The sequence below is a fragment of the Shimia haliotis genome, assembly GCF_900114415.1.
In the GTDB taxonomy this organism is placed as follows: Bacteria; Pseudomonadota; Alphaproteobacteria; order Rhodobacterales; family Rhodobacteraceae; genus Shimia; species Shimia haliotis.
Window position 1 is genome coordinate 810,036 of the sequence record NZ_FOSZ01000001.1, and the last position, 14,187, is coordinate 824,222.

At 58.2% G+C, this 14,187-nt stretch carries 12 protein-coding genes; 5 read left to right on the plus strand and 7 right to left on the minus strand.

Features of this window, described 5'->3' with window-relative positions:
* Positions 1-68: 68 nt before the first annotated feature.
* Positions 69-629, plus strand: a complete 561-nt coding sequence (locus BM069_RS03985; protein WP_093320506.1) for a lipid-binding SYLF domain-containing protein — start codon at positions 69-71, stop codon at positions 627-629.
* A gap of 7 nt (positions 630-636) precedes the next feature.
* Positions 637-1,440 carry an alpha/beta hydrolase fold domain-containing protein gene (locus tag BM069_RS03990; RefSeq protein WP_093320508.1) on the plus strand — a complete coding sequence of 268 codons (804 nt, stop codon included), beginning with the start codon at positions 637-639 and terminating at the stop codon, positions 1,438-1,440.
* On the opposite strand, the gene BM069_RS03995 is transcribed toward BM069_RS03990, so the two are convergent.
* On the minus strand, positions 1,415-2,287 hold the full coding sequence (locus tag BM069_RS03995) for an NAD(P)-dependent oxidoreductase (RefSeq protein ID WP_093320511.1): 873 nt from the start codon (positions 2,285-2,287) through the stop codon (positions 1,415-1,417). The genes BM069_RS03990 and BM069_RS03995 overlap by 26 nt on opposite strands.
* Positions 2,288-2,368: 81 nt before the next feature.
* On the opposite strand from BM069_RS03995, the gene BM069_RS04000 reads away from it, so the two are divergent.
* Positions 2,369-4,837 carry a penicillin acylase family protein gene (locus BM069_RS04000; RefSeq protein WP_093320513.1) on the plus strand — a complete coding sequence of 823 codons (2,469 nt, stop codon included), beginning with the start codon at positions 2,369-2,371 and terminating at the stop codon, positions 4,835-4,837.
* A 2-nt stretch (positions 4,838-4,839) separates the two neighbouring features.
* Here BM069_RS04000 and hflX read toward each other — a convergent pair whose 3' ends face one another.
* From hflX to trkA, 4 genes are all read right to left on the minus strand, one after another.
* Complete coding sequence (hflX, locus tag BM069_RS04005; protein ID WP_093320515.1) at positions 4,840-6,111, minus strand: GTPase HflX; 1,272 nt, start codon at positions 6,109-6,111, stop codon at positions 4,840-4,842.
* Positions 6,111-6,350 carry an RNA chaperone Hfq gene (gene hfq, locus BM069_RS04010; protein ID WP_008204623.1) on the minus strand — a complete coding sequence of 80 codons (240 nt, stop codon included), beginning with the start codon at positions 6,348-6,350 and terminating at the stop codon, positions 6,111-6,113. Before hfq ends, hflX begins: the two co-directional genes overlap by 1 nt.
* A gap of 127 nt (positions 6,351-6,477) precedes the next feature.
* Positions 6,478-7,998 (minus strand): TrkH family potassium uptake protein, encoded by a 1,521-nt coding sequence (locus tag BM069_RS04015; protein ID WP_093320518.1) that lies wholly within the window; start codon positions 7,996-7,998, stop codon positions 6,478-6,480.
* A gap of 4 nt (positions 7,999-8,002) precedes the next feature.
* Positions 8,003-9,379, minus strand: coding sequence for a Trk system potassium transporter TrkA (gene trkA / locus BM069_RS04020; RefSeq protein WP_093320521.1), 1,377 nt, complete (start codon positions 9,377-9,379; stop codon positions 8,003-8,005).
* Positions 9,380-9,501: 122 nt separating this feature from the next.
* On the opposite strand from trkA, the gene BM069_RS04025 reads away from it, so the two are divergent.
* Together BM069_RS04025 and BM069_RS04030 are read left to right on the plus strand one after the other, a co-directional pair.
* Positions 9,502-9,978: a hypothetical protein gene (locus tag BM069_RS04025; RefSeq protein WP_093320523.1), complete on the plus strand. Its 477-nt coding sequence runs from the start codon at positions 9,502-9,504 to the stop codon at positions 9,976-9,978.
* 13 nt (positions 9,979-9,991) lie between these two features.
* Positions 9,992-10,423 carry a hypothetical protein gene (locus BM069_RS04030; protein WP_093320526.1) on the plus strand — a complete coding sequence of 144 codons (432 nt, stop codon included), beginning with the start codon at positions 9,992-9,994 and terminating at the stop codon, positions 10,421-10,423.
* Positions 10,424-10,438: 15 nt separating this feature from the next.
* On the opposite strand, the gene ntrX is transcribed toward BM069_RS04030, so the two are convergent.
* Both ntrX and BM069_RS04040 read right to left on the minus strand, forming a co-directional pair.
* The gene (ntrX, locus tag BM069_RS04035; RefSeq protein ID WP_093320528.1) at positions 10,439-11,866 is read right to left on the minus strand and encodes a nitrogen assimilation response regulator NtrX; all 1,428 of its coding nucleotides are present in this window, start codon (positions 11,864-11,866) and stop codon (positions 10,439-10,441) included.
* A complete protein-coding gene (locus BM069_RS04040) occupies positions 11,863-14,112 on the minus strand; it encodes a sensor histidine kinase NtrY-like (RefSeq protein ID WP_244503522.1) in 2,250 nt (749 codons plus the stop codon). The genes ntrX and BM069_RS04040 overlap by 4 nt, the downstream gene beginning before the upstream one ends.
* Positions 14,113-14,187 lie beyond the last annotated feature (75 nt).

Below are 14,187 nucleotides of genomic sequence, written 5' to 3' on the forward strand. Positions count from 1 at the left end.
AGCTATACTAACCCCAATCCGGACAAACCGGCGGTATCAAAAAAACAACATCAATACAGGCAAAAGACATGACAAATCTCACACGACGCGGCTTCGCGCTCACTGGCATTGCTGCAGCAAGCATGACAGCCGCTTGCGGAAATGGCGTTGGCTCAAATGGCGGTGCGGAAATCGACGCCCGCGTCGATTCAACGCTGAACTTCCTTTATTCCAACTATCCCAACACCACCGATCTGCGCGACAAGGCCGCGGGTATTCTGGTGATGCCTGTTGTGACCGAAGCAGGCTTTGGCTTCGGCGGGGGCTACGGACAGGGTGCGCTTCGCATCAACGATGTGACGGTTGACTACTATTCCGCCGCCAAAGGAAGCTTTGGCCTGCAAATCGGCGCACAACAGCACGCTCATGTGATGTTTTTCATGACAGAAGCTGCGCTGACCGAATTCCGCCGGTCCACAGGCTGGGCCGCGGGCGCAGGTGTCGAGTATGTGGTCGCCAACGAAGGCGGCAACATCAGCGCGGACACCACCAACCTTTTGGCGCCTGTGATCGCTGTGATCTTCGCACAGGCCGGATTGAAAGTCGGAGCGACCTTGGAAGGCATCAAATACAGCCGCATCATCCCCTGATCCGCTGGTGCGGACCCACGAGAATATCGTCTACCTCGAGCGCCACGGCACGCCGCTGGCGCTCGATCTCTTTCTGCCCGATGGTCCGGCAACCGGCACGGTCATTCACGCCCACGGCGGCGGTTTTTTCAAAGGTGGGCGCAAAGGGGAACGCACCACGCGCCTTGCAGAGAAACTGACCGGCGAAGGTCTCGCAATGGCCGCGGTGTCCTACCGGCTGGGCACGCCGATGCAGGCGCTGGATGCCCCGACCCGCCGGGCCGTCAAATTCAACCGTCAAAGGACGCAAGAGGCTGGTATCAGCATAGCAAATCGCCTCACGGGGAGTGCCTTCGAAGCAGCGCGGCAAGATATCGGCACGGCGATGAAGTACATTAAGAACAACACTGAACGCTTTGATATAAAACAAAATAAAACGGCCATAATGGGGATTTCCGCAGGCGGCATAGCCGGCCTTGCTTTGGCCTATCCGTCCCAAAACCTGCCTGTTTGCCCGCGTCCTGATGCCGTCATCGCGCTCGGGGCTGCCCTTATGCAACCATGGGCTCTTTCACACGACGGTCCGCATGGCATGTTGATCCACAGCCACTACGACAGGGTTATTTCGCCGGACAACACGCCGCTTGCAAAACAGGCCGCAGAACAAGCCAACGCTCCGCTTTTGGTGCTCACCTGCGCGCGTAAGGGCCACAATGCACCAACGCAGGCTCTTTTGGAGGATGACGCCCCAGACGGGACGCCATATTGGTCATTTATGCTTGATATCTTCCGGCAGGCAGAATTACTCAGCCCATCGCCCGCAGGCGCTTGATCAGGCTGGATGTGTCCCAACGCCCGCCGCCCAGCTTTTGCACATCCTTGTAGAATTGATCCACAAGAGCCGTCACCGGCAGGGACGCGCCAACTTCGTCCGCGGTGTCCAGACAAATGCCCAAATCCTTGCGCATCCAGTCCACTGCGAAACCGTGTTCGAATTCATCGTCGATCATTGTCTCGTAGCGGTTTTGCATCTGCCAGCTTCCGGCCGCACCGCCGGCAATCACCTCAACAACGGCGCGTCCGTCAAGTCCGGCTTTCTCGGCGAAATGCAGGCCCTCGCTGAGACCCTGAACCAGACCCGCGATGCAGATCTGATTGACCATTTTGGTCAACTGTCCCGCCCCGCTCGCGCCCAGCCGTTTGATAGACCGACCATAAGACTGCATGATCGGCTCAGCCGCGTCATAGCTTGCCTGATCCCCGCCGCACATGATCGACAGAACGCCATTTTCTGCCCCCGCCTGACCGCCGGATACAGGCCCATCCACAAAGGAAATCCCTTGTGCCTTGCTGGCATCATACATCTCCGCAGTCACCTTGGCGGAAACCGTTGTGTGGTCGACAAAAATTGTGCCCTCTGCCATGCCCTCAAACGCGCCGTTTTCGCCAACACAAACCTGACGCAAATCATCGTCATTGCCGACACAGCACATCACAAAGTCCGCGCCACTGGCCGCATCCTTCGGGGTCGCCGCAAAGCGACCTCCGTGCTCCGTGGCCCAGGCCTCGGCCTTGGCGGTTGTGCGGTTATAAACGCAAACGTCATGTCCGGCCTTCACAAGGTGGCCGGCCATCGGATACCCCATGACTCCAAGCCCCAAAAATGCAACTTTTGCCATCTGCTTTCCCCTCAATCTCATTCGTCGTAATACTTGTCTCGCCTGACCGGCAAAATGGCAAGTCAATATCCGGAACCCGTAATGACGCTTTTGATTCAATGGCTTTTGCGCATCGCAAGCGCGCTGGTGATTCTGAGCGTCTGTGCCGTGATCTTTATTTACTACCTCGCATCTCGGTCCCTGCCGGACTACGACAAGATTTTGCAAACCAGCGCTGTTTCGGCCTCGGTGGACATTGTGCGCGACAACGCAAATGTCCCGCATATTTTCGGCGAGACCGATCAGGACGTGTTTTTTGCACTTGGATACGCCCACGCACAGGACCGTCTGTGGCAGATGATTATGCTGCGTCGCACGGTACAGGGGCGCCTGTCCGAAGCTTTGGGCACACAGACACTTGAAACCGACACGCTGATGCGCCGCCTCGATCTGGCAGGGCACGCCCGCGCGTCTGTTTCCGCTCAAGATGCCGGCACGCTCGTTGCGCTCAAGGCATACGCCAACGGCGTCAACACCCGCATTGATGAAATCAACCTGAACGCCCTTGGCCGCGGCGCACCGGAACTCTTTATGTTCCCGCAATCCATCGCGCCGTGGGTGCCCGCAGACAGCATTGGCATCCAGAAACTTATGGCCCTTCAAATGACCGGCCATTTGGAAAACGAGGTCTTGCGCGCCCGCGTGTCTCTTGCGCTGAGCGATCAAAAACGGTTGGACGACATTCTGCCGCTTGCACCTGGCACCGGTGTGGCCGCCCTGCCCGAATATGCCGCGCTGATGCCGGACATGCCGCGCTACGCGGCCAGCGACACTGCGCCTCTCTCTCCGCTTTCTCCTTTCCCGCGCTATGGTATGGCGGGCGCCTCAAACGCTTGGGCCGCCGCCACGTCCCGCAGCGCCTCTGGCGGCACGCTGCTCGCGAGTGACCCGCACCTTGGCCTGTCCGCCCCTGCGATTTGGTATCTTGCCCGCATGGAGCTTCAGACCGGAGGCGTGATCGGCGGCACCATCCCCGGCATTCCCGCCATCATCACCGGCCGCAGCGACGCTCTCGGCTGGGGGCTGACCGCGGCCCATGCTGATGATCAGGATCTCTTCATCGAAGAACTCAATCCTGACAACTCCCAAGAGTACCGGACGCCTAATGGGTTCGCACCGTTCAAGACCCGAAAGTCGATCATTTCGATCAAAGACGCCGCACCTGTGACGGTCACACTGAGCTGGACCGAAAACGGGCCCGTGCTGCCCGGAAGCTTGTACAACATCGCGGCGGTGACACCGCCGGGACACGTCGCGGCCTTGGGCTGGACCGCTCTAAGCGACAAAGACACTTCCCTGTCGGCCATCATGGGGTTGATGCGCGCCCGCACCATTGGCGCGGCGGTAGCCTCAACAGAATCCCACATCGCCCCCGTTTTGAACCTAACGTTGGCGGATAAGGAAAACATCGCCCTCAAGGTCATCGGAAAGTTGCCCCGCCGCGACGCCAAGCACCAATCCAAGGGCCGACTTCCCAGCTTGGGCTGGCGCACCGAAAATCGTTGGCAAGGCACGTTCCCTTATCCGACCAATCCGGGATTTGTCTCTCCGCTGGGTGGCATTGTCGGCAACACCAACAACAAAGTCGTCGATCGCCCCTTCCCGCTACATATGTCCTATGTCTGGGGAGACAGTCAGCGTGTCGAACGCTGGCGCCGCCTCATGCAGGCCCGAGAGGTTCACACCCGCGACAGCTTTGTTGAGGCGCAGCTTGATACGGTGTCCTATACCGCCCGCGCTTTGCTGCCTCTTGTGGGGGCCGACCTCTGGTTCACCTCAGAAGCCGCGCCCGACGGCACCCGCGAACGTCAGCGCCAAAGGGCCCTGACGCTTTTGTCGGAATGGAACGGCGAGATGAACGAACATCTTCCCGAACCCCTGCTTTTTGCGGCGTGGATGCGGGCGTTGCAGGATCGACTGATCCGCGACCAGATCGGGCCGCTTGCGGACAGCTTCACCCATGTTGATCCGGTCTTTATCGAACGCGTATTCCGCGACATCGACGGAGCCAGCGCATGGTGCGACGTGCGCCAAAGCGCGCCGCGCGAAACCTGCGCCGATATGGCCCGTCGGGCGCTGGACGACGCCTTGATCTCTATCGAAGAACGCTATGGCTCCCAGATCGAAGCTTTGCGTTGGGGCGATGCGCATCAGGCCGTTCACAATCACCAAGTGCTTGGCAACGTGCCGATCTTGCGCTTTTTTGTGAACATTCGCCAATCCACCTCGGGCGGTGACAACACCCTGCAACGCGGGCTCACACGCGGCACCGGTCCGCGTCCCTTTGAAAACGTGCATGCCGCGGGCTATCGCGGGGTATATGATTTTGCAGATCCCGACAGCTCGGTCTTTATCATTTCAACCGGCCAGTCCGGCCATTTTCTGTCGCGATTTTATGACGATCTGGCGCAACTCTGGCGACGAGGAGAATACATTCCGATGTCACTTGATATCGATCTGGCCCGCGCCGCCGCCGTTGGCGTGACCCGCATTCTACCGCCAGACCGGTAACCTCACAGATTTTCGAACTGTCGCGCCTGTTTCTGCGTCCAATGCACATCAAGAACAAAGCCGTCTTCGGTTTGCTCTTCGTGTTCAATGACGCCTTCCTTAAACAGCCACGCACGCGCTTTGCCTTGTGCGAAACTCAAGGTCAGCACCTCGCGCGTTTTTTCGGACTGAAGCGCCACCGCGATCGCGTTGTAAAGCGCCTCAAGACCTTCTCCGGTCACGGCAGATACCGCAAGGATCTCATCCTCACGCGATGCCCGCGCCATCACAGCCTCGCGATGGTCGTCCTCCAGTAGGTCAATTTTGTTCCAAACCTCTAGCTGGCGGGTGTTTTCATCTACGCCGAGGCTTTCTAGGATCGTACGCACGTCTTCGGCCTGATGCTCGGATTCCTCATGCGCAATATCGCGCACATGCAGGATCAGATCCGCAGCCAGCACCTCTTCCAACGTGGCGCGGAAAGCCGCCACCAATTGCGTTGGCAGATCGCTGATAAAACCCACAGTATCAGACAGGATGACTTCTGGCCCGTCCGGCAGCTCCACGGACCGCATTGTCGGGTCCAATGTGGCAAAGAGCATGTCCTTGGCCATCACCTCAGCACCGGTCACATGATTGAACAAGGTCGATTTGCCCGCGTTGGTGTAGCCTACCAAAGCGACAATCGGGAACGGCACCTTGGCGCGTGCCTTGCGGTGCAGCTCGCGGGTTTTCACCACCTTCGCCAACTGACGGCGCAGGCGGACCAACTGATCATCAATCGCGCGACGGTCGGCCTCGATCTGTGTTTCCCCCGGTCCACCGACAAACCCAAGCCCGCCGCGTTGACGCTCAAGGTGGGTCCATGCCCGCACCAGTCGTGTGCGTTGATATGACAGTGCTGCCATCTCAACCTGCAACACGCCTTCGCGTGTGCGGGCGCGATCCGAGAAAATTTCCAAAATCAAACCTGTACGGTCCAAAATCTTGACCTTCCAAGCCTTTTCCAGATTGCGCTGCTGTACAGGGCTGACCGGCCCATCGATCAGGACCAGCTCCACCTCGTTGGCTTTGAACAGACCGCCAAGTTCTTCAATCTTGCCGGTGCCAAACAAGGTTCCTGGTTGCGCCTTGGACAGGCGCACCACATTTGAGCCGACCACTTCAAGGTCAGGCAAGGCCGCCGCAAGCGCAACAGCCTCCTCCAAAGCGGAAGAGGCCTCACGCCGATCATCGGCGCCGGTGATATCGGGATGCAGGACCCAAGCGCGGGTAACCTGCGTTTCATGCTCCATCAAGAGGCGTCTTCACCTTCATAAAGGGAGATAGGCTGAGCAGGCATGATGGTCGAAATCGCGTGTTTATAGACCAATTGGCTCTGCCCATCTCGGCGCAGCAACACACAAAAATTGTCAAACCAGGTGATAACACCCTGAAGTTTAACACCGTTGATCAAAAAGATAGTTACCGGAACTTTGGTTTTCCGGACGTGGTTCAAAAATGCGTCTTGGAGATTCTGTCGATCCGAAGCCATTGTGCTTGCCTTTGTTCTTGTGTGTGCGACGGGTGCGGTTAACGAGTGCGCTGCGAGTATGGAGCGCGATTTTACGACTTACCACCCCAAAATTCTAACTTCGGGCAAGCACTTGGCATGAATCGCATCATTTCTGCCACAGATCAGGTGACAACAAAGCGATGATCGCCAGTGTCTCCAGCCGCCCCAGAACCATTGCGGCGCAAAGAACAAGCTTTTCCGCACTGTTGAGTTCAAAGAGCGCAATTGGCACATCGCCGGCAACCTGACTAAGCGGACCGGTCGTTGTAAAAGCCGAAATTGCAAGGATCAGAGCATCTTCAAAACTGCTGCCCAAGGCAGCCAGCGCCACTGTGACACCCGCGAGTGAAATGGCAAACAGCATGAAGAAAACCCATGCAATCACTGCCCCCCGCCGTCGAATGTGACGCCGCCCGACTTTGCGGCTGCCGATCACAACAGAAGGATGCACCAATCGTTCCATCTCTCCCAGCCCTTGCAGGTACAGCGCATAAACCCGCAAAAGTTTGACCCCTCCGGCAGTGGTGGCAACACCTCCTCCAATCAAGGCCAGAGACAGCAACAGAAATCCCGGGGTGCCAAGACCGGACCAATCCCGTGCCACCTCCCATTCCGCGCTCAGAAAACCGGTGGTGGTCAAAAAGCTCAAGACTGTGAACATTCCGCCCCAAGCGGCTTTAACCGCGACGAGAACTCCGTCCGCGGTTCCCTCGTTAAAGACCACGCCCCAATGGCGCAGAAACAGAAACGACGGAACCAGAACAACGATCAACATGCCAAGGCGCAACTCGGGGTCATGCCTAAGGTTCGCCCGCCTCACGTTGCCGGTGTCTGATGAAAACGTGGACCGAGACAACGCAAAAAGCAGGAACAAAAAGATCACAATCTCACCGCCCACGCCGGCAAGCCCGTCAGCCACTCCTTTGGCCGTCGTAATGCCACTTGTCGACATCGTGGCCATGGCGTTCATCACCGCAGAAATCGGGCGCTCTCCCAGCACGACCAACATCAGGGCCAGCGCGCCTGACAATCCAACATATGTCGGCACCAGAACCCGCAGCCCGCGTGTCCAACGTTTCATCGGATCGGCCCGCTGCATCTGCCCGCGCCCGGTTGTGATCTGCCCGGGTTCTCCGAGTGCCGTAACCTCATAGCCACCAAGCGACAAAGGCGCGAATACGGCCAAGGCGGCGGTCCACATCAACAAGCCGCCAAGCCAGCCGACGATCCCGCGCCACAAATGCAACGCATCGGGTATGGATTCAGGAAACTGGATGACGCTCGCACCGGTCGTGGTCAAGCTGCTGACCATCTCGAAATAGGCATCGACAAAGCTGATTGACCCCATCGCCTCATAGTAAGGGATCGCAAGGATCGCCGGCAGGATTGTGAAAGCAAAGAACAACGCCCGCAGATTGTCGATGGTGCGCGTCCGGCGCTGCGTGCCAGCCATCGCCAAGGCAATCAACGCGCAAACAAACAGAATCAGTGTTCCGCTGTAGAAAAACATCCGCGCGAAGAAATGAAAGCGCTGTACAGACGCCACGACCGCAGGGACAAACATCGCCACGCCAGATACGGTGACGAGGTACAAAAACAACGGAAGTTTCAGGTCACGCTCGGCCATGGCGTCAGAAGAAGTCGATCGAAACTTGCAGCAGACGTTCCACCTCGGGCACATCGGCCGACAAACTAAAGAGCGCAATCACATCGCCCTCTTCGATGCGAATGCCACCCCGCGGTTTGTGCACTTCGGTGCCCTTCAGGATCGCGCCAATCAGCACGCCTTCCGGAAAATCGATGTCGCGCAGCAATTGGCCGGCAATGGGGGACGTGGACAGCACTTCGGCCTCGATGATTTCGGCCTCCGCATCGCCGACCGAATAGACCGCTTTCACCCGCCCGTGCCGAATATGGCGCAGGATCGAGCTGACCGTGGTGGCGCGCGGGTTGATAAAGGCATCAATATCAAGCGGCTGCATCAGAGGCGACAAGGTCGGGTCGTTGATAAGCGCAATCGCGAGTGGGCATCCGCTGCTTTTGGCGCGCACCGATGCAAGCATGTTTGTCTTGTCGTCATCCGTCACCGCAAGCACCGCGTCCGCCCGATCCACACCGGCCTCCGCCAACAAGGCACCGTCAAGCCCGTCGCCGTTCAAAACGATGGTTCTCTCCAATGCCTCAGCCGCCTTCTCCGCGGTTTTGCGATTACGCTCGATCACTTTGGTCCGCACCCGCCGCACCTGACTTTCCAGTCGCTGCGCCACCATGAGACCAACGTTGCCGCCGCCGATGATAATCGCACGTTCCTGTTGGCGCGTGGTCTTGCCAAACACTTCCATCGTGCGGGCCACATCTTCGGCAAATGTGAACACATAGATTTCATCGCCCACGAACAGCTGATCCCCCGGCTCCGGCGCAAACAGGCTACCGCGGCGACGCACCCCGACAACCACCGCCCGCAGGGTCGAAAACAAGTCAGTCAATTGCCGCAGCGGCGTGTTGATCACCGGACAATCTTCGTCCAGCCTGATGCCGAGCATCTGAACTTTGCCGCCAAAAAACATCTCGGTGTCAAAAGCTTGCGGAGCACTAAACCGCTTCAATGCCGCCTCTGCGACCTCAAGCTCCGGGGAAATGACGACATCAATCGGCATGTGGTCGCGTCGATACAGGTCTGAATAAACCACATTCAGGTATGAGCGGCTGCGCAATCGGGCGATCTTGCGCGGCACCGCGAAAACCGAATGCGCCACCTGACAGGTCACCATGTTGACCTCATCGGAATAGGTTGCCGCAATGACCATATCCGCATCCCGCGCGCCTGCGCGGTCCAGAACCTCGGGATAACTCGCAAAACCGGCGATGCCTTGCACATCCAGCGTATCGGTTGCGCGACGGACCAGCTCGGGGTTGTTGTCCACCACTGTCACATCGTTGTTCTCACCTGACAGATGGCGGGCAATTTGCCACCCGACCTGTCCGGCCCCACAGATAATAACCTTCATGTGCTTTCCCCGTCGGATTTCGGCTCAAGAGATGACAGAAGGCTTTGCCCACGTCAAACACTACCATTGACCTTTTCCCGCCGATCAGGCTTTCTTTTAGAGCGTTATCAGAGGGTTCCAGTATGTTCAGAATACCCGCCGCGCTTGCTTTGATCGGCCTGACCCTGTCGGCATGCGGCCCCACCAGCCACGTCAGCTACACGAAGCCAAACGTTTCCAACAACACGGCCAACCGCAACTTTGTGGAATGCCGGCAAGAGGCAAATGCCTTGTTTCCCGCCGCAATCTTCACGGAATCGGTTCCCGGGTACGGAGGCTACGGCGGCTACTATGGCGGCAGCCCCTACTATCCTGGCTGGGGTGGAAGCTACGTGCAGGCCTCTGATGCCAACGCGCCACTGCGGGCCCAACACCTGAGCGACTGTATGACCCTCAAGGGCTATCAACGGCAGGTTCATCCGATTTGCACCTCCGCACAATTGGACGGACGCCAGTATCAGCCCGTGACGCGCCCGCCTGCCTCAGCGGCCGCAAATATCTGTGCCGCACGCACACAGGGCGGCGGCACAACCCTGATCGACCTTTCCAAACCGCTCTAAAGGACAGCATGGCATGAAAAAGACCCTTCTTATTTGCACCATCGCCGCTCTGCTTTCGAGCTGCACCGAATTTCGGGAAATGTACAAACCCGGCGCGACCAACACGCAGCGCAACATAGATCAGGGTGCTTGCAACACCGACGCGGCGACCCGATACCCCCCACGCATCGTCACCGACTGGGTGCCGATCTACAATGCCGAAGGCAGAGTGATCAGCCATCGGGTCGAGCAATACGACATCAACGAAGCCCGTCGCCGCGAAGGCGCGCGATCCTGCATGGTCGCTCGCGGGTATGAGTGGGCCACGATCCCCTATTGCAAAGATGAGCAAATCGCAGGGCGTTCGTACGCACCGATCACCAAAATGCCAGCGCTTTCGTCAAACATTTGCGGCATGCGCACGGATCAGGGCCGCGTCCTGATCGACCTTAGCAAACCTCTCTAGCGCGTTCAGGCGGGATCATCCCGCCTGCCGCTCGTCTCCGTCGTCCTCATCCGTCACGCGCGCAACACGCGCGCCTGACTTGTTGGACGTCACAACGCCCAGGGACTTCAGCTTGCGGTGCAGCGCGCTGCGCTCCATGCCAACAAAATTGGCGGTCCGGCTGATGTTGCCGCCAAAGCGGTTGATCTGTGTCAGAAGATATTCACGTTCAAAAGCCTCGCGGGCTTCCCTCAGCGGCAAGGTGGCCAAGGCGCCGGACAGCACAACGCGCCCGTCTTCCTCTCCGCCCGGGCCGCCCTCTTCCGGCAACTCTGACGCCTCAATCGGCCCGCTGCCGTCGCCCAAAATCAACACCCGTTCGATCAGGTTCTTAAGCTGACGCACGTTGCCCGGCCAAATCATGGTCTGCATCAACGCAATAGCGTCCTCGCTCAGATCGCGTTGCGGCAAACCCTGCTGATCATTGAAGCCCGAAATGAAATACTCGGCCAGCGCCGGAATATCCTCTCGTCGTTCTTCAAGCGAAGGCACCGCGATCGGCACCACATTCAAGCGGTGAAACAGTTCCTGACGGAATGTGCCTGCGTCGATTTCGGCCTCCAGATCCTTGTTAGTCGACGAGATCACCCGCAGATCCACCTTCACCTTGTCGCCACCGCCAACCCTCTGGAACTGCTGATCCACCAGCACCCGCAGGATTTTGGACTGCGCCGCAAGCGGCATGTCCGCGACTTCATCGAAATAAATGATACCCCCGTGCGCCTGCTCCAAAAGTCCTGGTTCCACGCCGCGATCGGCGCTTTCTCGGCCAAACAGCATCTCCTCGACACGATCAGGGTCCATGCCGGCGCAAGACACCGTCACAAAAGGGCCCGAGGCGCGGTTTGAATTGGAATGGATATAACGCGCAGCAACATCTTTGCCGACGCCCGCCGGTCCGGTCAGCATCACTCGGCCATTGGAGCGCGTCACTTTCTCCAGTTGACCAACCATCGTTCGGAACGCCGCGCTCTCGCCGATCAATTCGGCAGGAGGTCCGTCCTGACGCTTCAATTCCGTGTTTTCCCGCCGCAAACGGCTGGTTTCCATCGCGCGCCGAATAACAACCATCAACTGATCAATATTGAAGGGCTTCTCGATGAAGTCGTACGCACCCTGTTTGATGGCCGCGACCGCGATTTCGATGTTGCCATGTCCGGAAATAATCACCACCGGCACTTCTGGATACTCGTGCTTGACGGCCTTCAGGATGTCGATGCCATCCATATTGCTGTCCTTAAGCCAAATATCGAGGATCATCAGAGCCGGCTGTTGGTCCGTAACCGCTTTCATCGCATCGTCCGAGTTGCCTGCCTTGCGTGTGGCAAAGCCCTCGTCTTCGAGAATGTCAGAGATCAGCTCACGAATATCGCGCTCGTCATCCACAATCAGAATGTCACTCATACTGCCAACTCACCTTTCTTCTTTTCCACCACACCCTGCACCGGCAGCGTGACCCGCGCCATGGCACCCACGTGGGCATTTCCCTCAAATTCCGGCGCATCAATCAGCTCAAGCTGTCCGCCGTGTTCTTCGATAATCTTTTTCACAATCGGCAATCCGAGCCCCGTGCCTTTGTCCCGCGTTGTCACATAGGGCTCAAACAGTCGCGCGCGATCTGCGGGCAAACCAATGCCATTGTCGGCAATGGTGATCACCGCCACATTTCCAGACAGGCCCAGATCCACACGAATCTCGGGCGATACGGAGATGTCAGGAGATTTTTCCTGCAAACTTTCAATGGCTTCGCCCGCATTCTTAACAAGGTTGGTCAGGGCTTGCGTGATCATGGTGCCATCCAGATCCGCCATTACCGGTCCCGGCGCGATATCAACCTTAAACGTCACATCGGGCTGCCCGGCCTCCTGCAACAAAAGCACCCCTTGCACCAATTCACATAGGTCCACACTTTTACGTTCCGGTTCGGGCATCCGCGCGAATTTCGAAAACTCGTCAACGATCCGGCGCAGGTCATTGGTCTGGCGCACAATCACTTCGGTCATCTGCTCAAGCTTTTCGGGCTCGGCAACTTCCTTGGCAAACTTGCGGCTGATCCTCTCCGCGCTCAACTGAATGGGGGTCAGCGGGTTCTTGATTTCATGCGCAATCCGGCGGGCCACATCGCCCCACGCGGCCATGCGCTGTGCCGACACGAGGTCCGTCACATCGTCAAAGGCAACCACATAGCCCTCAAGCGAGCCGTCGTCCCGCCGCCGCGTCGCCATGCGCACCAGCAGGTTTTCCAGCCGCCCTGCCCGTGTGACTTTGATTTCCTGCTGTGCCACCTCACGACCGCTGGATTGCACCTCTTCAAGCAACGCCCCGAATTCCGGCACCGCAACAGCCAGCACGACGTCCTGTTGGTCGTCCGACCAATCCAAAAGCCTTTGCGCCGAGCGGTTCACAAAAGCCACCCGCCCCTCACTGTCCAAGCCAACAACCCCGGACGTCACCGAACTCAGCACGGAATCAAACATCCGGCGGCGGCGCTCTATCTGGCGGTTGTTGTCGAGCAAAGTCTCGCGCTGCACCTTGAGCTGCTTGGTCATCTGGTTGAAGTACCGCCCAAGCATGGCAATCTCGTCATCGCCATCTTCCTCGAGAACCTGCACATCCAGATCACCGGCACCGACCCGCTGCGCCGCGTCCGTCAACCGGCCTACAGGCCGCGACAGACGCTCTGCAAACCACATACCCATCCAGATCGCCGCAAGGATCAGGATCACGGCAAATCCAATGTAGATCAGGCCAAATTCAAACAGCACCCGCCCACGCTCAGCTTCCAGTTGCTCATAAAGCTGGGCGGATTCACGGGTTTCATCCAACAGAAAGAAGATTTCGGCGTCGACTTCGCGACTGACGTACAAGTACTGGTCAGAAAAGGCATTCAGCCGCACCAGCGCACGAAGCTCGCTGTTGTCGATGTCGCGGATGATGTGCATGCCAACATTTTCGGCCGACTGAAAGGCCTCGCGATCCGGCAAGTCATAGCCAAAGAGATAGGACCGTTCTCCTCGTGCGCGAATCTCGCCCGATCCGTCGATCACATAGGCTTCCTTCAGCCCCCTTTGAATCTGGCTCTGGCCGTTGGTCAACACCACCCGCACCGCACCGTCGTCCATAAACAGAACCCGTCGGCGGTTGTCGTCTAGAAATTTCGCAAGCGCCTGCGCATCGGCTTCTAGGTCAATGACATGTTCGGCTTCATAGGCTTGCGCTGCGGCCACAGAGTTGCCAACCACTTCACGCACACGTTCGCTGAACCAGCCTTCCAAGCCGATATTCACCGTTAATCCTGCGAAAACGGCGACCGTGACTGCCGGCACCAGCGCCAAAACCGCAAAGGCACCAGTCAATCGCAGATGCAGTCGTGACCCGGCCGATTTGGCACGGCGTGACGCGATCACGCTGGCGACACGCCGCAAAACCAATGCCGCCACCACAAGCACATAGACAAGATCGGCCAGCAAAATGGAACGCAACGCGCCAGAGTTGGCCCCCAGCGAAAATGGCCCCATCGCCAAAAACGTGGACAAAGCCAACACGGGGCCAAGCACGACCAGACCAAGAGTTGCGACATTCTGGGCTCGCCTCTGGCGCCTCAGACGTCGAAATCTGGTCCAATGCAAAGATTCAGTCCGGCTCGCCACCCGACGACCTCAATTGATATAGTGCCACTTCTGCGGCACACCGCCATATTATGTGTGATCAATGGCCTGCGGCCA

Excerpts from the sequence above, each read along its gene's own strand:
- hflX (WP_093320515.1), bottom strand. The coding sequence starts at position 6,111 with ATGGAGCATGAAACGCAGGTTACCCGCGCTTGGGTCCTGCATCCCGAT.
- BM069_RS03985 (WP_093320506.1), top strand. The coding sequence starts at position 69 with ATGACAAATCTCACACGACGCGGCTTCGCGCTCACTGGCATTGCTGCA.
- BM069_RS04030 (WP_093320526.1), top strand. The coding sequence starts at position 9,992 with ATGAAAAAGACCCTTCTTATTTGCACCATCGCCGCTCTGCTTTCGAGC.
- BM069_RS04015 (WP_093320518.1), bottom strand. The coding sequence starts at position 7,998 with ATGGCCGAGCGTGACCTGAAACTTCCGTTGTTTTTGTACCTCGTCACC.
- trkA (WP_093320521.1), bottom strand. The coding sequence starts at position 9,379 with ATGAAGGTTATTATCTGTGGGGCCGGACAGGTCGGGTGGCAAATTGCC.
- ntrX (WP_093320528.1), bottom strand. The coding sequence starts at position 11,866 with ATGAGTGACATTCTGATTGTGGATGACGAGCGCGATATTCGTGAGCTG.
- BM069_RS03995 (WP_093320511.1), bottom strand. The coding sequence starts at position 2,287 with ATGGCAAAAGTTGCATTTTTGGGGCTTGGAGTCATGGGGTATCCGATG.
- hfq (WP_008204623.1), bottom strand. The coding sequence starts at position 6,350 with ATGGCTTCGGATCGACAGAATCTCCAAGACGCATTTTTGAACCACGTC.
- BM069_RS04025 (WP_093320523.1), top strand. The coding sequence starts at position 9,502 with ATGTTCAGAATACCCGCCGCGCTTGCTTTGATCGGCCTGACCCTGTCG.
- BM069_RS04000 (WP_093320513.1), top strand. The coding sequence starts at position 2,369 with ATGACGCTTTTGATTCAATGGCTTTTGCGCATCGCAAGCGCGCTGGTG.